Origin of the sequence: Halomonas sp. B23F22_20, assembly GCF_043496985.1 — a bacterium.
GTDB lineage: Bacteria > Pseudomonadota > Gammaproteobacteria > Pseudomonadales > Halomonadaceae > Halomonas.
On record NZ_JBIEKH010000034.1, the window covers coordinates 1 to 18,843 of the forward strand.

General features: G+C 63.3%; 14 protein-coding genes, 4 tRNA genes and 1 rRNA gene. All 19 read left to right on the plus strand.

The window, feature by feature from the left end; all coding sequences use genetic code 11:
- Nucleotides 1–79, plus strand: a 5S ribosomal RNA gene (gene rrf / locus ACGTN6_RS21150); the annotation flags it as partial.
- Nucleotides 80–619: 540 nt separating this feature from the next.
- The gene (locus ACGTN6_RS19185) at nt 620–856 is read left to right on the plus strand and encodes a hypothetical protein (RefSeq protein ID WP_394594568.1); all 237 of its coding nucleotides are present in this window, start codon (nt 620–622) and stop codon (nt 854–856) included.
- Nucleotides 857–1,028: 172 nt separating this feature from the next.
- Nucleotides 1,029–2,009, plus strand: coding sequence for a biotin--[acetyl-CoA-carboxylase] ligase (locus ACGTN6_RS19190; RefSeq protein ID WP_394594569.1), 981 nt, complete (start codon nt 1,029–1,031; stop codon nt 2,007–2,009).
- Nucleotides 2,009–2,848, plus strand: a complete 840-nt coding sequence (locus tag ACGTN6_RS19195; protein ID WP_394594570.1) for a type III pantothenate kinase — start codon at nt 2,009–2,011, stop codon at nt 2,846–2,848. Before ACGTN6_RS19190 ends, ACGTN6_RS19195 begins: the two co-directional genes overlap by 1 nt.
- Before the next feature lie 117 nt (nt 2,849–2,965).
- Nucleotides 2,966–3,049: transfer RNA gene (locus tag ACGTN6_RS19200), tRNA-Tyr, on the plus strand.
- A gap of 48 nt (nt 3,050–3,097) precedes the next feature.
- Nucleotides 3,098–3,171 (plus strand) — tRNA-Gly (locus tag ACGTN6_RS19205).
- Nucleotides 3,172–3,184: 13 nt separating this feature from the next.
- Nucleotides 3,185–3,259, plus strand: a tRNA-Thr gene (locus ACGTN6_RS19210).
- 149 nt (nt 3,260–3,408) lie between these two features.
- Nucleotides 3,409–3,484 (plus strand) — tRNA-Trp (locus ACGTN6_RS19215).
- A gap of 73 nt (nt 3,485–3,557) precedes the next feature.
- A complete protein-coding gene (secE, locus tag ACGTN6_RS19220; RefSeq protein ID WP_394594571.1) occupies nt 3,558–3,926 on the plus strand; it encodes a preprotein translocase subunit SecE in 369 nt (122 codons plus the stop codon).
- 8 nt (nt 3,927–3,934) lie between these two features.
- Nucleotides 3,935–4,468, plus strand: a complete 534-nt coding sequence (gene nusG, locus ACGTN6_RS19225; RefSeq protein ID WP_183389507.1) for a transcription termination/antitermination protein NusG — start codon at nt 3,935–3,937, stop codon at nt 4,466–4,468.
- Nucleotides 4,469–4,559: 91 nt separating this feature from the next.
- Nucleotides 4,560–4,991 (plus strand): 50S ribosomal protein L11, encoded by a 432-nt coding sequence (rplK, locus tag ACGTN6_RS19230; RefSeq protein ID WP_183389506.1) that lies wholly within the window; start codon nt 4,560–4,562, stop codon nt 4,989–4,991.
- Between the two features lie 2 nt (nt 4,992–4,993).
- The gene (gene rplA, locus ACGTN6_RS19235; RefSeq protein WP_394594572.1) at nt 4,994–5,686 is read left to right on the plus strand and encodes a 50S ribosomal protein L1; all 693 of its coding nucleotides are present in this window, start codon (nt 4,994–4,996) and stop codon (nt 5,684–5,686) included.
- Between the two features lie 268 nt (nt 5,687–5,954).
- Entirely contained in the window at nt 5,955–6,458 is a 504-nt protein-coding gene (gene rplJ / locus ACGTN6_RS19240; protein ID WP_394594573.1) for a 50S ribosomal protein L10, read from the plus strand.
- Nucleotides 6,459–6,547: 89 nt separating this feature from the next.
- On the plus strand, nt 6,548–6,919 hold the full coding sequence (gene rplL, locus ACGTN6_RS19245; protein WP_394594574.1) for a 50S ribosomal protein L7/L12: 372 nt from the start codon (nt 6,548–6,550) through the stop codon (nt 6,917–6,919).
- A gap of 232 nt (nt 6,920–7,151) precedes the next feature.
- Nucleotides 7,152–11,231, plus strand: a complete 4,080-nt coding sequence (rpoB, locus tag ACGTN6_RS19250) for a DNA-directed RNA polymerase subunit beta (protein WP_394594575.1) — start codon at nt 7,152–7,154, stop codon at nt 11,229–11,231.
- 87 nt (nt 11,232–11,318) lie between these two features.
- The gene (rpoC, locus tag ACGTN6_RS19255) at nt 11,319–15,536 is read left to right on the plus strand and encodes a DNA-directed RNA polymerase subunit beta' (protein ID WP_394594576.1); all 4,218 of its coding nucleotides are present in this window, start codon (nt 11,319–11,321) and stop codon (nt 15,534–15,536) included.
- 181 nt (nt 15,537–15,717) lie between these two features.
- The gene (gene rpsL / locus ACGTN6_RS19260) at nt 15,718–16,092 is read left to right on the plus strand and encodes a 30S ribosomal protein S12 (protein ID WP_016856424.1); all 375 of its coding nucleotides are present in this window, start codon (nt 15,718–15,720) and stop codon (nt 16,090–16,092) included.
- 128 nt (nt 16,093–16,220) lie between these two features.
- Nucleotides 16,221–16,691 carry a 30S ribosomal protein S7 gene (rpsG, locus tag ACGTN6_RS19265; RefSeq protein WP_016856423.1) on the plus strand — a complete coding sequence of 157 codons (471 nt, stop codon included), beginning with the start codon at nt 16,221–16,223 and terminating at the stop codon, nt 16,689–16,691.
- A gap of 30 nt (nt 16,692–16,721) precedes the next feature.
- A complete protein-coding gene (gene fusA, locus ACGTN6_RS19270) occupies nt 16,722–18,842 on the plus strand; it encodes an elongation factor G (protein WP_183389500.1) in 2,121 nt (706 codons plus the stop codon).
- The last annotated feature ends 1 nt before the right edge of the window (nt 18,843 follow it).

Genomic DNA, 18,843 nt, shown 5'->3' on the forward strand with positions numbered 1-18,843 from the left:
ATGCCGAACTCAGCAGTGAAACCGCTCAGCGCCGATGGTAGTGTGGGAGTTCCCATGCGAGAGTAGGTCATCGTCAGGCATCTATACCGAGAAAACCCCGGACCGAAAGGTTCGGGGTTTTTTCATGTCTGAGCGATGGGCATTACGGTAGGTGGCGCGCCTGACCGGGGAGTTCCCCTGGAGAGTCACGGGAGCCGCCCTCCGGGTCGCCGGTCGTCGGAGGGCCGGCCCGATCATCGTCAAGCATCGATACCGAGAAAACCCCGAGCCGAAAGGTTCGGGGCTTTTCATGCCCGGATGACAGGCGGCATAGCCGGCAGGGGAGTTGCCCGTGGAGAACCGCGGAAGTCGACCGGCTCAAGCGCACTGTCGGTCACCGGGGCTGGCTTGACGCAGGCTTTCATGCGTTCGTACGGTGAGCGGTGGCGCGTTCTCGATCATTGCCCGGTGCCTTGACTCGACAAGCGCGGCGCGCCTGGTCAAGAGGAGTGGGGGCTGTCGGCTCGTGGCGACAAGTGGATCTCGATATCGGAGACGGGCCGTTGGCCTGAAAGGCGAACTAGGGTTAGCCTGTGAGAACACGCTTGGAAAGCAGAGTATCTCAGGAGGAGGTAAAAACATGGCACAAGGTATTCAGCGTAAACTCGCCCTGGCAACGTTCCTCGGCATGATGGCCATGGGGCTGGCGGCCTGTGAAGAAGAGGGGCCGGCAGAACAGGCGGGAGAGAACGTCGACCAGGCGATGGATGAGGCTGGCGAGAGCATCGACGAGTCCATGGATCAGGCGGGTGAGGCCGTCGAGGAAATGGGGGAAAACGTCGAGCAGGCCGCTGACGAGGCAGAAGCCGAATACTGATTCGGCTGGCGAATCAACTACCCATGAAAAAGGCCGGGCATACGCCCGGCCTTTTTCATGGGGGCAGGAAGTTGCTGCTCGTTGGCCGCATGCCTAACGATGATGAGCTTGCGGATTTCCGGCGCCGAGACAGTTCCGCTAGAATGAGGCTTTTCCCGTCAGGGGCGTGTGCATGACCATTGGTGACCTGATTCGCCTGTTGAGTGATGGCGAGTTCCATTCCGGCGAGCAGCTGGGGGAGCGGCTGGGTGTATCCCGTGCCGCCGTCTGGAAACAGCTGCGTAAGCTGGAGGCATTAGGGATTCCCATGGAGGCGGTCAAGGGGCAGGGATACCGGTTGGCCGAGCCCCTGGAGCTGCTCGATGGTGCGACGATCGTTGCCGGATTGTCCCGGGAGGCGCGTCGACATGTCAGCCGATTGTTCGTCGAGGAAACTCTGCCCTCGAGCAATCAGTTCCTGCGCGAGCGCTTCGAGCAAGGCGCGGGGCATGGTGAGGTCTGTCTGGTAGAGCAGCAGAGTGCCGGAAAAGGGCGTCGTGGGCGTGCTTGGGTGACGCCCTGGGGGCGTACGCTGATGCTCTCGGTGGGTTGGCGAGTCGAGTCGGGAGTGGCGGCTTTGGAGGGGCTCAGCCTGGCGGTGGGGGTGGCCCTCGCGCAGGTGCTGGAACGGCATGGGGTGTCTCCGAGGCTCAAGTGGCCGAATGACGTGTTGCTGGAGGCCGAGAGCGGCCAGTTGGGCAAGCTAGCCGGCATTCTCGTCGAACTCAGCGGTGATGCCGCTGGCCCCTGCGAGCTGGTGGTCGGTATGGGCATCAACGTCGATCTACCCGAGGCCTTCCGTGCGGAAATCGAGCAGCCGGTGGCGGCGGTGCGCGATCAAGCTCCCGGTCTGTCGCGCAACCAGTTGGCGGTGGAGCTGCTGGAGGCGTTGATGCCGCTGCTGGCTGAGTTCGAGCATCGCGGTTTCGGCGCCTGGAAGGACGACTGGAACGCGCGCCATGCCTTTGCCGGGCGAGAGGTGGATATCGTTCGCGGCGAGCGTCGTGAGGCGGCCGTGGCGGAAGAGGTGGACGATGCCGGCAACCTCTGGGTGATGGGCGATGCCGGGCGCATGTGTCTCGCCGGGGGTGAGATCAGTGTGCGGGGGCGGTAATGATCCTGGATCTGGACATCGGCAATACCTTGTCGAAGTGGCGGCTGAAGGATGCGGCAAGTAGCGAGATTCGCTCCCGAGGGGCCGTCTGGACGCGCGAGGAGTGGCGCCCTGGGGCCGATATCCCGGATCTCGATGTCGTCGAGGCGGTAAGAATTTCCAGCGTGGCGCGCAGGGCAGTACTGGCGCGCACCGTCGACCTGTTGCATCGACAGGTTCGCAACGTCCACGTGGCGCGTTCGGAGCCCGAGGCGCTGGGCGTCAGTAATGGTTACGAGGAGCCCGGAAGGCTGGGAGTGGATCGCTGGTTGGGGGTGTTGGCCGGGTATCAGTTGGCCGGGGGCTGTTGCAGCGTCGACTGTGGCAGCGCCATCACCGTGGACTTCGTGCTGCCGGGAGGTCGGCACCTGGGGGGCTATATCCTGCCAGGACTGCGACTGATGAAGGAAAGTCTCAAGCTCGGTACCCGCAACGTGGCGATCGACCCCGATAGCGAGGCCGACGAGCTGCTGGCTCCCGGCACGCGGACGGTCGAAGCCGTCAATCATGGTATCTACATGGCGGCAGTGAGTGCCGTGAACCGCATCTACAGTGAAGTGTGCGATCGGGAGGGCGTGGCGCTGCCGTTGCTGCTGACCGGTGGCGATGCCAGGGTCGTATCGCGTGGCATTCAGATCCCGCATGCCGTATGGCCGGACATGGTCTATGGGGGGCTGGAGGCATATTTTCCGCTGACGGCCGCGGAGCGAGCGGGGCGCATGTCAGGGGCTCCGAGGGTGCCGCGACCGGTGTCGCTGGAAAAGATTCGTGCGGGGCTTGCATTCTCCTCCCTGCTTTGACACAATGCGCCGCGTTCCGGAGAGGCAGGGTCGCCGCGGTGCGATTGTCTCGTCAGGATGATTGAAAAAACAATCACTTGACACCGAGAACTGAGGCGGTATAATGCATCGCCAGTTGGAGGGGTTCCCGAGTGGCCAAAGGGAGCAGACTGTAAATCTGCCGCGAAAGCTTCGAAGGTTCGAATCCTTCCCCCTCCACCAGGTTTCGCCGCACTCGCTGAGGTGAGTGGTGGTAGCAAGAGTGGGTAGGCGGGCATAGTTCAATGGTAGAACCTCAGCCTTCCAAGCTGATGATGCGGGTTCGATCCCCGCTGCCCGCTCCAGCTTAGCAGTTTTGCTCATGTAGCTCAGGGGTAGAGCACACCCTTGGTAAGGGTGAGGTCGACGGTTCAAATCCGTCCATGAGCTCCACATTGGAAAGGCGAGCTAAGGCTCGCCTTTTCTTTTTCTTCCCGGTGCGAGCATGCGGCCGGAGAAGGGGTTGCCAGGCAAAGCGACATCCGCTATGATGGCGCCCGCTGTCGCTGAGGCCTTTCGCAAAGGAAGGTCGCGGAAGCAACAGGCCAGTAGCTCAATTGGCAGAGCAGCGGTCTCCAAAACCGCAGGTTGGGGGTTCGATTCCCTCCTGGCCTGCCAGTCTTCCCCAGGCTGGTGAGATTTCTTGTGTTTTTCATGTTTCGATTGCCGCGCCTTGAGGAGTCTCGTTTTCATGAAACATAACGCCGAGGTGCAGGAGTCGCGCCACGACGGGCTCAAGTGGGCGGTTGTCGTCATTCTGCTGGTTCTTGCCGTGGTCGGTAATACCTATTTTGCCGACCAGGCGCTGCTTTATCGTGTGCTTGGCGTCGTCGCTCTCAGTGTGGTGGCGGCGCTGGTGGCGCTGACCACCGGCAAAGGGCGCGATCTGCTGGAGCTGGCCCGCAGCGCGAAGAAAGAGATTCAGCGCGTGGTGTGGCCGACTCGCCCCGAAACCGTTCAGACCACCGCCATCGTGCTGGTGGCCGTGATGGTGGTGGGGCTGATGCTGTGGCTTATCGATACGCTTCTTGGCTGGGCGATGTCCGGCGTCATTGGTTAGGAGTCATCATGTCCAAGCGTTGGTACGTCGTTCACGCCTATTCCGGCTTCGAGAAGCATGTCATGCGCTCTCTCACGGAGCGCGTGAAGATGTATGGCATGGAGGATCGGTTCGGCGAGATCCTGGTGCCGACCGAAGAAGTCGTCGAGATGCGTGACGGCAAGCGCCGCAAGAGCGAGCGCAAGTTCTATCCCGGCTATGTGCTGGTCGAGATGGAGATGGACGACGCGACCTGGCATCTGGTGAACGAGACCCCGCGCGTGATGGGTTTCATTGGCGGTACCAAGGAGAAGCCGGCGCCGATCACCCAGCGTGAAGCCGATGCCATTCTCAGCCGGGTCAAGGACGGTACCGAGAAGCCGAGGCCCAAGACGCTGTTCGAGCCGGGCCAGTCCGTGCGTGTCATCGATGGGCCCTTCGCCGATTTCAATGGCGTGGTCGAGGAAGTCAACTACGACAAGAGTCGTCTGCAGGTCAGTGTGCTGATCTTCGGTCGCTCCACGCCGGTCGAGCTGGAATTTGCCCAGGTCGAGAAGGAATAAGGCTTCTCGATCGACGATTTTCATGGCGGCCGCCGAGGCGACCGCCTCAACCGGGGAGCCGCAAGGCGCTATCACCCATCTGGAGTAAATCATGGCCAAGAAAGTACAGGCTTACATCAAGCTGCAGGTTGCAGCCGGTAAGGCCAATCCGAGTCCCCCCGTGGGTCCCGCGCTGGGTCAGCACGGCGTCAACATCATGGAGTTCTGCAAGGCGTTCAACGCCGAGACGCAGGACATCGAGCCGGGTCTGCCGACTCCCGTTGTCATCACCGTCTACTCCGACCGCAGCTTCACCTTCGTCACCAAGACGCCGCCTGCCGCCGTCCTGCTGAAGAAGGCCGCTGGTATCAAGTCCGGCTCCGGTGAGCCGAACAAGAACAAGGTCGGTACCGTGACCCGCGAGCAGCTCGAAGAGATCGCCAAGACCAAGGAGCCGGATCTGACGGCTGCCGATCTCGACGCCGCGGTGCGTACCATTGCCGGTAGTGCCCGCAGCATGGGCCTCAACGTGGAGGGCCTCTGATCATGGCTAAGCTCACCAAGCGCGCTCAGCAGATTCGCGAGAAGGTCGACCCGAACAAGGCCTATTCCCTCGAGGAGGCCGTGGCCCTGCTCTCCGAGCTGTCCACCGTCAAGTTCAATGAGTCCGTCGACGTGGCCGTCAATCTGGGCGTTGATCCGCGCAAGTCCGACCAGGTCGTGCGTGGCGCCACCGTCATGCCCAACGGCACCGGTAAGGACGTGCGTGTCGCCGTCTTCACCCAGGGTGCCAACGAAGAAGCCGCCAAGGAAGCCGGCGCCGACATCGTCGGCATGGATGACCTGGCCGAGCAGGTCAAGAAAGGTCAGCTCGACTTCGACGTGGTCATCGCTTCGCCGGACGCCATGCGCGTCGTTGGCCAGCTGGGTCAGATCCTCGGTCCGCGTGGCCTGATGCCGAACCCCAAGGTCGGCACCGTGACCCCGGACGTGGCCACTGCCGTCAAGAACGCCAAGGCCGGTCAGGTGCGCTTCCGTACCGACAAGAACGGCATCATCCACGCCACCCTGGGCAAGGTCGATTTCGATGCTACCGCCATCCGCGGTAACCTCGAAGCGCTGATCGCCGACCTGAAGAGGCTCAAGCCGAGCGCTGCCAAAGGCGTGTACTTCAAGAAGATTTCCCTGTCCACCACCATGGGGCCGGGGCTGACCGTCGACCACGCTGCGTTCGTGTAACGCCGCGGTTGACCAGAGCAAGATACTTTGCGGTCCCCGTGCACGGTTTCTATGGAGCCGGCGGGGCACCGTCAAAGACCGCAGGCGCCGCCTCGCTCGTAGAGGCGGCTTAATCGTCCCTCGGGGCCGCCTGCGCAGATGGTGTGGCCGCCAGATTTCTGGTGAGCACCATCACCCAGGACCCTCGGTAGCGCCTCTAGGGGCGACCGAGGGAGATGGTAACCACCGGAATCCTCTGCGGAGATTCCGGCACGAAGGAGTGATCACCGTGCCACTAGCACTCGAAGGCAAGAAGGCCATTGTTGCCGAGGTCAGTGAAGCGGCCAAGGATGCTCTCTCCGTCGTCGTTGCCGATTCTCGTGGCGTTTCGGTCAGCAAGATGACCGACCTGCGCAAGCAGGCTCGCGAGAATGGCGTGCAGATCCGTGTTGTCCGCAACACCCTGGCACGCCGCGCCCTGGAAGGCACTCAGTGGGAGTGTCTGAACGAGTCTTTCGTGGGTCCGACCCTCCTGGCCTTCTCCACCGAGCATCCGGGCGCTGCCGCCCGCCTGTTCAAGGAGTTCGGCAAGGACGAGAAGGACTTCGAAGTCAAGGCGCTGGCATACGAAGGCGAGTTCATCCCGGCGAGCGATCTCGACCGCCTGGCAAGCCTGCCGACCTATGACGAGGCCATCGCCAAGCTGATGTCCGTCATGAAGGAGGCTTCCGCCGGCAAGCTGGTTCGTACCCTCGCCGCGCTGCGTGACCAGAAGGAAGGCGAGGCCGCCTGAACGGCGAACTCGACCTCCTCGCGCGAATCGAATATTGAATCACCGAGCCGTCGGTCCGCCGAGGCTCCCGCAAAGTTAGGAACGTGAAAATGGCACTGACCAAAGAAGACATCATCAACGCCGTCGCCGACATGTCCGTGATGGAAGTCGCCGAGCTGATCGAGGCGATGGAAGAGAAGTTCGGCGTCACCGCTGCCGCCGCTGTCGTGGCTGGCCCGGGTGGCGGCGAAGCCGCTGCCGCCGAAGAGCAGACCGAGTTCGACCTGGTGCTGACCAGCGCTGGCGACAAGAAGGTCAACGTCATCAAGGCCGTCCGCGAGATCACCGGTCTGGGCCTGAAGGAAGCCAAAGGCGCCGTCGACGGTGCTCCGGCTACCCTGAAGGAAGGTTTGTCCAAGGAAGACGCCGAAGCAGCCAAGACCAAGCTGGAAGAAGCCGGCGCGAGCGTGGAGCTCAAGTAATCCTTGTGCCCACGGCTTTACGCGCAGCGTAAGCTTCCACGGCTGGTGGCGGGACACCCGCTGCCGGCCTTTTTCTGTTGTCGCTAGGCGGTTCGCCCTACGGGCCTCCGCTAGCCGAATTCCGACGGCGAGCCTCCAGTGGAGGCTTGCCGTCAGCGCCTGACGGAGCCGCGTCCGTCGGGTGGCGCCGACACGCATCGGTCACCCATGGTGAACAAGCTGGGGAATACAGATGGCTTACTCATACACTGAGAAAAAACGCATCCGCAAGGATTTCGGCAAACTGCCCCAAGTGATGGATGTGCCTTACCTGCTGGCCATCCAGCTTGATTCCTACTACGACTTTCTCCAGCAGGATCGCTCACCCGAAGAACGCCTCGACGTTGGCCTGCATGCCGCCTTTCGCTCGGTGTTTCCGATCGAAAGCTTCTCCGGCAATGCGGCCCTGGAATACGTCAGCTACCGTTTCGGCACTCCGGCCTTCGACGTCAAGGAGTGCCAGCTGCGTGGCGTCACCTACTCGGCCCCCCTGCGCGTCAAGGTCCGCCTGATCATCTACGACAAGGATTCGTCGAACAAGGCGATCAAGGACATCAAGGAGCAGGAAGTCTACATGGGGGAGATCCCCCTGATGACCGAGAACGGTACTTTCGTGGTGAACGGTACCGAGCGTGTCATCGTGTCCCAGCTGCACCGCTCTCCGGGCGTGTTCTTCGATCACGACAAGGGCAAGAGCCACTCCTCAGGCAAGCTCCTGTACTCCGCCCGGGTGATTCCCTACCGCGGCTCCTGGCTGGACTTCGAGTTCGATCCGAAGGACAACGTCTTCGTGCGCATCGACCGTCGCCGCAAGCTGCCGGCGTCCGTACTGCTGCGCGCGCTGGGCATGAGCGCCGAGGAGATCCTCGACGAATTCTTCGAGACCAGCACCTTCCACATCGAGAAGAGTGGTTTCTCCGTGGAGCTGGTGCCGTCGCGCCTGCGCGGCGAGACCGCGACCTTCGACATCAAGGATGGCGAAGGTAACGTCATCGTCGAGGAAGGCCGTCGGATCACTCAGAAGCATATCCGCCAGCTGGAGAAGACCGGCCTCGAGCGTCTCGAGGTGCCGATGGACTATCTGTTCGGCAAGACCCTGGCCAAGGATCAGGTCGATCCGAACACCGGCGAGCTGATCTGCGCCTGCAACGCCGCCATCACCCCGGAACTGCTGGAGTCCCTGGGCCAGGCTGGCCTGACCCGTCTCGAGACGCTCTACACCAACGATCTCGACTGCGGGCCCTTCATTTCCGACACCCTCAAGCTGGACACCACCGGTTCCCAGCTCGAGGCGCTGGTGGAAATCTATCGCATGATGCGCCCCGGCGAGCCGCCCACCAAGGAGGCTGCCGAGACGCTGTTCAACAATCTGTTCTTCACCGAAGATCGCTACGACCTGTCTGGCGTCGGTCGCATGAAGTTCAACCGTCGGCTGCGTCGCGACAGCGACACCGGGGCCGGCGTGCTCGACCAGCGCGATATCCTCGACGTGCTCGGCGAGCTGATTAACATCCGTAACGGCTTTGGCGATGTCGATGACATCGACCACCTGGGCAACCGCCGTATCCGCTGCGTCGGCGAGATGGCCGAGAACCAGTTCCGCGTGGGCCTGGTGCGCGTCGAGCGTGCGGTCAAGGAACGTCTCTCGATGGCCGAGAGCGAAGGCCTGATGCCCCAGGACCTGATCAATGCCAAGCCGGTGGCTGCGGCGGTGAAGGAGTTCTTCGGCTCCTCGCAGCTGTCGCAGTTCATGGACCAGAACAACCCGCTGTCCGAGGTGACGCACAAGCGTCGTGTCTCCGCCCTCGGCCCGGGTGGCCTGACCCGCGAGCGCGCCGGCTTTGAGGTGCGCGACGTTCACGCCACCCACTACGGTCGTCTGTGCCCGATCGAGACCCCGGAAGGCCCGAACATCGGCCTGATCAACTCGCTGGCCACCTACAGTCATACCAACAGCTACGGTTTCCTCGAGACTCCGTACCGCAAGGTGGTAGACAGCCAGGTGACCGACGACGTGGTGCACCTCTCCGCGATCGAGGAGGGCGACTTCGTCATCGCCCAGGCCTCGGCCACCGTGGACGAGGGCGGCAAGCTGGTCGATGATCTGGTGCAGGTCCGCCACCGCGGCGAGACCACCTTCATGCGCCCCGAGCAGGTCACCCTGATGGACGTCTCGCCGCGCCAGGTGGTGTCGGTGGCGGCGGCGCTGATCCCGTTCCTGGAGCACGATGACGCCAACCGCGCCCTGATGGGGGCGAACATGCAGCGTCAGGCCGTGCCGACCCTGCGCGCCGAGAAGCCGCTGGTGGGTACCGGCATGGAGCGCTTCGTGGCCCGCGACTCAGGCGTCTGCGCCGTGGCGCGTCGTGGCGGCACGATCGATTCGGTCGATGCCAAGCGCATCGTGGTGCGGGTCAATGAAGACGAGATCATCGGCGGCGAAGCCGGCGTCGATATCTACAACCTGACCAAGTACCTGCGTTCCAACCAGAACACCTGCCAGAACCAGCGCCCGATCGTTCGCCCCGGCGACAGCGTGGCGCGCGGCGACATCCTGGCCGACGGTCCGTCCGTCGACATGGGTGACCTGGCGCTGGGCCAGAACATGCGCATCGCCTTCATGCCGTGGAACGGCTACAACTTCGAGGACTCCATCCTGCTCTCCGAGCGGGCCGTCCAGGAAGACCGCTTCACTACCATCCACATCCAGGAACTGACCTGTGTCTCCCGCGACACCAAGCTGGGTGCGGAAGAGATCACCTCGGACATTCCCAACGTCGGCGAGTCAGCGCTGGCCAAGCTGGATGAGGCCGGCGTGGTCTACATCGGCGCCGAGGTCGGGCCGGGCGACATCCTGGTGGGCAAGGTCACGCCCAAGGGTGAGACCCAGCTGACCCCTGAGGAGAAGCTGCTGCGCGCGATCTTCGGGGAGAAGGCCTCCGACGTGAAGGACACCTCGCTGCGTGCCCCGACCGGCATGAAGGGTACCGTCATCGACGTCCAGGTGTTCACCCGTGACGGCGTGGAGAAGGACTCCCGGGCGCTGTCCATCGAGCAGATGCAGCTCGACGAAGTGCGCAAGGATCTCCAGGAGACCTACCGCATCGCCGAGGATGCCACCTTCGAGCGCCTGCAGCGTACGCTTTCCGGCCAGGCCGTCAACGGCGGGCCCAAGCTCAAGAAGGGCGATGTGCTCACCGACGAGTATCTCGAGGAGCTGCCGCGTCAGCAGTGGTTCAAGCTGCGGATGCAGGACGAAGCCCTCAACGAGCTGCTGGCCCAGGCCGACGAGCAGCTGGAGAATCGTCGCAAGGAGATGGACGAGCGCTTCGAAGACAAGAAGCGCAAGCTGACCCAGGGCGACGACCTGGCGCCGGGCGTGCTCAAGATCGTCAAGGTCTACCTGGCGATCAAGCGCCGCCTGCAGCCGGGCGACAAGATGGCCGGCCGTCACGGTAACAAGGGTGTCATCTCGGCGATCATGCCGATCGAAGACATGCCGTTCGACGACAACGGCGAGCCGATCGACGTGGTCCTCAATCCGCTGGGCGTACCGTCGCGGATGAACGTCGGGCAGATCCTCGAGACTCACCTCGGCATGGCCGCCCGCGGCCTCGGGGTCAAGATCGAGCACATGCTGCGCGATGCCCGTGAGCAGCAGATCGCCCAGATCCGTGAGTTCCTGGCGGAGGTCTACAATTCCACCAGTGGCACCCGGGTCGAGGACCTGGACTCGCTGTCCGACGATGAGGTCATCGCCCTGGCGAAGAACCTCAAGGCGGGCGTGCCGATGGCCACGCCGGTGTTCGACGGCGCCCGCGAGGGTGAGATCAAGCACCTGTTGCGCCTCGCCGACCTGCCGGACTCCGGCCAGATGACCCTCTACGACGGGCGTACCGGCGATGCCTTCGACCGTCCGGTCACCGTGGGTTACATGTACATGCTGAAGCTCAACCACCTGGTGGATGACAAGATGCACGCGCGTTCCACCGGTTCCTACTCCCTGGTCACCCAGCAGCCGCTGGGCGGCAAGGCGCAGTTCGGTGGTCAGCGCTTCGGGGAAATGGAGGTCTGGGCCCTGGAAGCCTACGGCGCAGCCTACACCCTTCAGGAGATGCTCACCGTCAAGTCCGACGACGTGGAGGGCCGCACCAAGATGTACAAGAGCATCGTGGATGGCGACCACACCATGCAGGCGGGCATGCCGGAATCCTTCAACGTGCTGGTGAAGGAAATCCGCTCGCTGGGTATCGATATCGAACTGGAGAGCTGAGGCTGCCGCTACGGCGCTTCGCAGTAATGACGGTCCGCGGGGGCGTGCGCGCCCCCGCCCATGACAACTCCGCAACGGAGCCGACCCATGAAAGATTTGGTGAAAGTCCTCAAATCGCAGTCTCAGTCCGACGAGTTCGACGCGATCAAGATCACGCTGGCGTCGCCGGACATGATTCGCAGCTGGTCCTTCGGCGAGGTCAAGAAGCCCGAGACCATCAACTATCGTACCTTCAAGCCGGAGCGTGACGGCCTGTTCTGCGCCAAGATCTTCGGCCCGGTGAAGGACTACGAGTGCCTGTGCGGCAAGTACAAGCGGATGAAGCATCGCGGCATCATCTGCGAGAAGTGCGGCGTCGAGGTCACCAAGGCCGCCGTGCGCCGCGAGCGCATGGGCCACATCGAGCTGGCAAGCCCCGTCGCTCACATCTGGTTCCTGAAGTCGCTGCCGTCACGCATCGGCATGTTCCTGGACATGACCCTGCGCGACATCGAGCGCGTGCTCTATTTCGAGAGCTTCATGGTCGTCGATCCGGGCATGACCACCCTCGAGCGCGGCCAGCTGCTCAACGACGAGCAGTACTTCGAGGCCCTCGAGGAGTTCGGTGACGACTTCGACGCCCGCATGGGTGCCGAGGCCGTGCAGGCCATGCTCAAGGACATCGATCTCGAGGAAGAGATCGAGCGTCTGCGCGAAGAGATCCCGCAGACTAACTCCGAGACCAAGATCAAGAAGCTGTCCAAGCGCCTCAAGCTGCTGGAAGCCTTCCAGGGCTCCGGCAACGATCCGGCGTGGATGGTCATGGAAGTGCTGCCGGTGCTGCCGCCGGACCTGCGTCCGCTGGTGCCGCTGGACGGCGGTCGTTTCGCGACTTCTGATCTGAACGACCTGTATCGTCGCGTGATCAACCGTAACAACCGCCTCAAGCGGCTGCTCGATCTCAACGCGCCGGACATCATCGTGCGCAACGAGAAGCGCATGCTGCAGGAAGCGGTCGACGCGCTGCTCGACAACGGCCGTCGCGGCCGGGCGATCACCGGTTCCAACAAGCGCCCGCTGAAGTCGCTGGCCGACATGATCAAGGGCAAGCAGGGCCGCTTCCGTCAGAACTTGCTCGGCAAGCGCGTCGACTATTCCGGTCGCTCGGTCATCACCGTCGGCCCGACCCTGCGCCTGCACCAGTGTGGCCTGCCGAAGAAGATGGCGCTCGAGCTGTTCAAGCCGTTCATCTACTCCAAGCTGCAGTACAACGGCCAGGCGTCCACCATCAAGGCCGCCAAGAAGATGGTCGAGCGCGAGCTGCCCGAGGTGTGGGACATCCTCGCCGAGGTCATCCGCGAGCATCCGGTACTGCTCAACCGCGCTCCGACCCTGCACCGTCTCGGCATCCAGGCCTTCGAGCCGCTGCTGATCGAGGGCAAGGCGATCCAGCTGCACCCGCTGGTGTGTGCCGCCTACAACGCCGACTTCGACGGCGACCAGATGGCCGTGCACGTGCCGCTGACCCTGGAGGCCCAGCTCGAGGCCCGGGCGCTGATGATGGCCACCAACAACGTGCTGTCACCGGCCAACGGCGAGCCGATCATCGTGCCGTCCCAGGACGTGGTGCTGGGTCTGTACTACATGACCCGCGAGAAGATCAACGGCAAGGGCGAGGGCATGGTGTTCTCCGACCTCAACGAGGTCGAGCGCGCCTTCGGCACCCAGAGCGTGGCGCTGCACTCTCGCGTCAAGGTGCGTCTCGACGAGTTGGTGATCGACGAGGAGACCGGCGAGAAGAGCGAGACCCGCAAGATCTACGACACCACCGTGGGTCGCGCGCTGCTGTTCCGCATCCTGCCCGATGGTGTGCCCTTCGAGCTGATCGATCAGCCGATGAAGAAGAAGGCCATCTCCAAGCTGATCAACGAGGTGTATCGTCGCGCCGGCCTCAAGCCCGCGGTGATCTTCGCCGACCAGCTGATGTATACCGGCTTCCGCATGGCCACCTGGTCCGGCGCCTCCATCGGCGTCAACGACTTCGTCATCCCGGATGCCAAGGCCGAGATCGTCGAGGGCGCCGAGGAGGAGGTCAAGGAGATCGAGGACCAGTTCTCCTCCGGTCTCGTGACCGCGGGCGAGAAGTACAACAAGGTCATCGACATCTGGGCGCGCGCCAACGACCAGGTCGCCAAGGCGATGATGGCCGGCATCTCCAAGGAAAGCGTGATCGACCGCGAGGGTAACGAGGTCGAGCAGGACTCCTTCAACAGCGTCTTCATCATGGCCGACTCCGGCGCCCGGGGTAGCGCGGCGCAGATCCGCCAGCTGGCCGGCATGCGTGGCCTGATGGCCAAGCCGGATGGCTCGATCATCGAGACGCCGATCGTCGCCAACTTCCGTGAAGGCCTGAACGTCCTGCAGTACTTCATCTCGACTCACGGCGCGCGTAAGGGCCTGGCGGACACGGCACTCAAGACCGCCAACTCCGGTTACCTGACCCGCCGCCTGGTCGACGTGGCGCAGGACATGGTGATCACCGAGACGGATTGCGGCACCGAGAACGGCCTGACCCTGCACCCGGTCATCGAGGGCGGCGACATCATCGTCTCGCTGGCCCAGCGGGTGCTCGGTCGCGTGGTCGCCCAGGACGTCATCGATCCCAACACCGAGGAAGTGCTGATCCCCCGCGACACCCTGCTCGACGAGGCCTGGTGCGCCGAGCTCGACACCATGGGCGTCGACGAGATCGTGGTGCGTTCGACTATCACCTGCGAGACCAGCCATGGCGTCTGCTCGTCCTGTTACGGCCGTGACCTCGCCCGTGGCCACCAGGTCAACGTCGGCGAGTCGGTGGGCGTCATCGCCGCCCAGTCGATCGGCGAGCCGGGCACCCAGCTGACCATGCGGACCTTCCACATCGGCGGCGCGGCCTCCCGGGCCTCCGCGGTGGACAGCGTCCAGGTCAAGCACGGCGGCAAGGTGCGCCTGCACAACATCAAGCACGTCGAACGCGGCGACGGCAAGCTGGTGGTGGTGTCCCGCTCCAGTGCGCTGGCGGTGGCCGACGATCACGGTCGTGAGCGCGAGTACTACAAGCTGCCCTACGGCGCCGAGCTCTCCGTCAAGGACGGGGACGTGGTGGACGCCGGCCAGACCGTCGCCAAGTGGGATCCGCACACCCACCCGATCGTCGCCGAGGCCGAGGGTCAGGTGCAGTACGCGGACATGGACGAAGGTCTGACCATGCACCGTAGCGTGGACGAGATGACCGGGCTGTCCTCCATCGAGGTGATCGAGTCGGCGGCGCGGCCCATGGCCGGCCGCGACAAGCGCCCGATGATCCTGCTGGCCGACGACACTGGCAAGCCGGTGACCGTGTCCAACTCCGACACGCCGGTACAGTACCTGCTGCCCGGCAAGGCGATTGTCACCGTGGACGATGGCGCCAAGATCGGCGTCGGCGAAGTGGTGGCCCGTATTCCGGTGGAAGCGACCGGTAACAAGGACATCACCGGGGGTCTGCCGCGAGTCGCCGACCTGTTCGAGGCGCGCAAGCCGAAGGAGCCGGCGATCCTGGCCGAGATCAGCGGTACCATCAGCTTCGGCAAGGAGACCAAGGGCAAGCGTCGTCTGGCGATCACGCCCGAGGATGGCGATCCGTTCGAGATGCTGATCCCGAAATGGCGCCAGATCGCGGTCTTCGAAGGCGAGACCGTCGAGAAGGGCGAGGTGATCTCCGACGGTCCGAGCAACCCGCACGATATCCTGCGCCTGCTCGGCATCGCCGAACTGGCCAAGTACATCGTCGCCGAGGTGCAGGACGTCTATCGTCTGCAGGGCGTGGGCATCAACGACAAGCACATCGAAGTGATCGTGCGTCAGATGCTGCGCAAGGTCGAGATCACCGACGCCGGCGACTCCGACTTCATCCCGGGCGATCAGGTCGAGCTGGTGCGGGTGCTGGAGCAGAACGCCGTCCTGAACGGGGTCGACAAGTTCCCGGCCAAGTATCAGCGCCTGCTGCTGGGTATCACCAAGGCCAGCCTGGCGACCGAGTCGTTCATCTCTGCGGCCTCCTTCCAGGAGACCACGCGGGTGCTGACCGAGGCGGCCGTCACCGGCAAGCGCGACTACCTGCGCGGCCTGAAGGAAAACGTGGTGGTGGGGCGTCTGATCCCGGCCGGTACCGGCCTGACCCACCACGCGGAGCGTCGCCGCAAGCGTGAAGACGCTGAGCGCGTGCTCCACCCGTCGGCCTTCGAGGTCGAGCAGGAGCTGGGGGCCCAGCTCACCGCGCTCGACTCGGACGACGACGAGATCTGACGTTCGCGGCCGCACACGCGGCGCCCCTAGGGGCGTCGCGCTTGACGGTAGGTGGCGTCAGCCATTAGAATGCGCAGCCTTTAACAGTGGGGCGGGTGCGCCCGCGATGCTGTTAAAGGCACGCAAGACAGGAAGCGAACGGCTACTCGCTTCCGCCAAGGCAACCCATTTGGAGCGATAAATGGCAACGATCAATCAGCTCGTGCGCAAGCCGCGCAAGCGCCAGGCCGCCAAGAGCGACGTGCCGGCGCTGCAGGCCTGCCCGCAGAAGCGCGGTGTCTGCACCCGCGTTTACACCACCACCCCGAAGAAGCCGAACTCGGCTCTGCGTAAGGTCTGCCGTGTGCGCCTGACCAACGGCTTCGAGGTGTCTTCCTACATCGGCGGTGAAGGCCACAACCTCCAGGAGCACTCCGTGGTCCTGATTCGTGGCGGCCGAGTGAAGGACCTTCCGGGTGTCCGGTATCACACCGTTCGCGGTGCCCTGGACACCTCCGGCGTGCAGAACCGTAAGCAGGGCCGTTCCAAGTACGGCACCAAGCGTCCGAAGGCCTAAGCCTCAGGACGTTGCCGGCTACGGCCATTACAGAACATCGACATTGACACGGTCTGATAAGAGTAAGGTCGAGCGCCATTGCGGTCGTCTCGGGTTTACCTGAAGGACCCTTCGGAAGAGGGCTTATCATGCCTAGAAGAAGAGTTGCGGCCAAGCGCGAGATTCTGCCGGATCCCAAATTCGGATCCGAGCGCCTGGCGAAGTTCATGAACCACCTGATGATCAGCGGCAAGAAGTCCGTAGCTGAGCGCATCGTCTATGGTGCGCTGGACAGGGTTGCCGATCGTTCCAACGAAGAGCCGCTGGAGATCTTCGACAAGGCGCTGGAAACTATCCAGCCCATGGTCGAGGTGAAGTCTCGCCGCGTCGGCGGTGCGACCTATCAGGTGCCGGTCGAAGTGCGTCCGTCTCGCCGTCAGGCCCTGGCCATGCGTTGGCTGGTGGATGCCGCGCGTCGTCGCGGTGAGAAGACCATGGTGCAGCGTCTGGCTGGCGAGATGCTGGATGCCGCCGAAGGTAAAGGTTCGGCCGTCAAGAAGCGTGAAGACGTGCATCGCATGGCAGAGGCCAACAAGGCCTTCTCTCACTACCGCTTCTAAATCGCATCGCCAACCAACGGGAGTTACATCGTGGCTCGCAAGACTCCGCTTAAGCGTTACCGCAATATCGGTATCGTTGCCCACGTCGACGCCGGTAAGACGACCACTACCGAGCGCGTCCTGTTCTACACCGGTCTGTCTCACAAGGTCGGCGAGGTCCATGAGGGCGCCGCCACCATGGACTGGATGGAGCAGGAGCAGGAGCGTGGCATCACGATCACCTCTGCGGCGACCACCTGCTTCTGGCAGGGCATGAACAAGCAGTTCGATGAGCACCGTATCAACATCATCGACACCCCCGGACACGTCGACTTCACCATCGAGGTGGAGCGCTCCCTGCGCGTGCTGGACGGTGCCGTGGTGGTGCTGTGCGGCAGCTCCGGCGTGCAGCCGCAGACCGAGACCGTCTGGCGTCAGGCCAACAAGTACGAAGTGCCGCGCATGGTGTTCGTCAACAAGATGGACCGTGCCGGTGCCGACTTCTTCATGGTCGTGGACCAGCTGAAGACGCGTCTGGGCGCCAACGTCGTGCCGATCCAGATCAACTGGGGCGCCGAGGATGACTTCAAGGGCGTCGTCGATCTGATCCAGATGAAGGCCATCCTGTGGGATGAGGCCAACTTCGGCATGAACTACGACTTGGTCGACATTCCGGCCGAGCTGCAGGAAACCGCCGAGAAGTACCGCGAGGAAATGGTCGAGGCGGCCGCCGAGGCTTCCGAAGAGCTGATGGAGAAGTACCTCGAGGAAGGCGATCTGTCTCCCGAGGACATCAAGGCGGGTCTGCGTCGTCGTACCCTCGACAACGAGATCGTGCTCGTCACCTGTGGCTCCGCGTTCAAGAACAAGGGCGTGCAGGCTGTGCTCGATGGCGTCATCGAGTACATGCCGTCACCCACCGAGGTCAAGGCCATCGAGGGTGAACTGGACGACAAGGACGGCACCATCGCGACGCGCGAAGCCGACGACAACGCGCCGTTCGCCGCGCTGGCGTTCAAGATCGCCACCGACCCGTTCGTCGGTACGCTGACCTTCATTCGCGTCTACTCCGGCGTGCTGAAGTCCGGCGACAGCGTCTTCAACTCCGTCAAGCAGAAGAAGGAGCGTGTCGGCCGTATCGTGCAGATGCACTCCAACTCCCGCGAGGAGATCAAGGAAGTGCTGGCCGGTGACATCGCCGCCTGTATCGGCCTGAAGGACGTCACTACCGGTGACACCCTGTGCGACCTGAACGACAAGATCGTGCTGGAGCGCATGGAATTCCCGGACCCGGTGATTTCCGTGGCCGTGGAGCCCAAGTCCAAGGCCGACCAGGAGAAGATGGGTGTGGCCCTCGGCAAGCTGGCCCAGGAGGATCCGTCCTTCCAGGTCAAGACCGACGAGGAAACCGGCCAGACCATCATCTCCGGCATGGGCGAGCTGCACCTGGACATCATCGTTGACCGCATGCGTCGCGAGTTCAAGGTCGATGCCAACATCGGCAAGCCGCAGGTTGCCTATCGCGAGACCATCCGCAAGAGCGTCGAGCAGGAAGGCAAGTTCGTGCGCCAGTCCGGTGGTCGCGGTCAGTACGGTCATGTGCACCTGCGCATCGAGCCGCTGACGGCCGAGGACAAGGGCGACGACGAAGACATGCACTTCAAGTTCGCTTCTGAAATCGTCGGCGGCGTGGTTCCCAAGGAATACGTGCCGGCCGTCGAGAAGGGGGCCTATGAGCAGCTCCAGAACGGTGTCATCGCGGGCTACCCGATGATTGACGTCAAGGTTACGCTGTTCGACGGTTCCTACCATGACGTGGACTCAAACGAGACCGCGTTCAAGGTCGCCTCTTCCATGGCGATCAAGGAAGGCGCACCCAAGGCCAAGGCCGTGCTGCTCGAGCCGGTAATGAAGGTCGAAGTCGTGACACCCGAGGAGTTTATGGGCGATGTCATGGGCGACCTGAACCGCCGTCGCGGCCTGGTCCAGGGGATGGATGACTCATCCTCCGGCAAGGTCATCCGCGCCACCGTTCCGCTGGCTGAGATGTTCGGTTACGCAACCGATCTGCGCTCTCAGACCCAGGGCCGCGCAAGCTACACCATGGAGTTTGCGGATTACGAAGAGGCGCCGTCCAGCGTCGTTGAAGCCGTCATCAACCAGAACGGTTAAC

What these genes read in the sequence shown, in the direction of transcription:
- rpoC (WP_394594576.1), top strand. Translation starts at nt 11,319, where the DNA reads ATGAAAGATTTGGTGAAAGTCCTCAAATCGCAGTCTCAGTCCGACGAG.
- ACGTN6_RS19195 (WP_394594570.1), top strand. Translation starts at nt 2,009, where the DNA reads ATGATCCTGGATCTGGACATCGGCAATACCTTGTCGAAGTGGCGGCTG.
- ACGTN6_RS19185 (WP_394594568.1), top strand. Translation starts at nt 620, where the DNA reads ATGGCACAAGGTATTCAGCGTAAACTCGCCCTGGCAACGTTCCTCGGC.
- rplA (WP_394594572.1), top strand. Translation starts at nt 4,994, where the DNA reads ATGGCTAAGCTCACCAAGCGCGCTCAGCAGATTCGCGAGAAGGTCGAC.
- rplL (WP_394594574.1), top strand. Translation starts at nt 6,548, where the DNA reads ATGGCACTGACCAAAGAAGACATCATCAACGCCGTCGCCGACATGTCC.
- rplK (WP_183389506.1), top strand. Translation starts at nt 4,560, where the DNA reads ATGGCCAAGAAAGTACAGGCTTACATCAAGCTGCAGGTTGCAGCCGGT.
- nusG (WP_183389507.1), top strand. Translation starts at nt 3,935, where the DNA reads ATGTCCAAGCGTTGGTACGTCGTTCACGCCTATTCCGGCTTCGAGAAG.
- rpsG (WP_016856423.1), top strand. Translation starts at nt 16,221, where the DNA reads ATGCCTAGAAGAAGAGTTGCGGCCAAGCGCGAGATTCTGCCGGATCCC.
- rpoB (WP_394594575.1), top strand. Translation starts at nt 7,152, where the DNA reads ATGGCTTACTCATACACTGAGAAAAAACGCATCCGCAAGGATTTCGGC.
- secE (WP_394594571.1), top strand. Translation starts at nt 3,558, where the DNA reads ATGAAACATAACGCCGAGGTGCAGGAGTCGCGCCACGACGGGCTCAAG.
- ACGTN6_RS19190 (WP_394594569.1), top strand. Translation starts at nt 1,029, where the DNA reads ATGACCATTGGTGACCTGATTCGCCTGTTGAGTGATGGCGAGTTCCAT.
- rpsL (WP_016856424.1), top strand. Translation starts at nt 15,718, where the DNA reads ATGGCAACGATCAATCAGCTCGTGCGCAAGCCGCGCAAGCGCCAGGCC.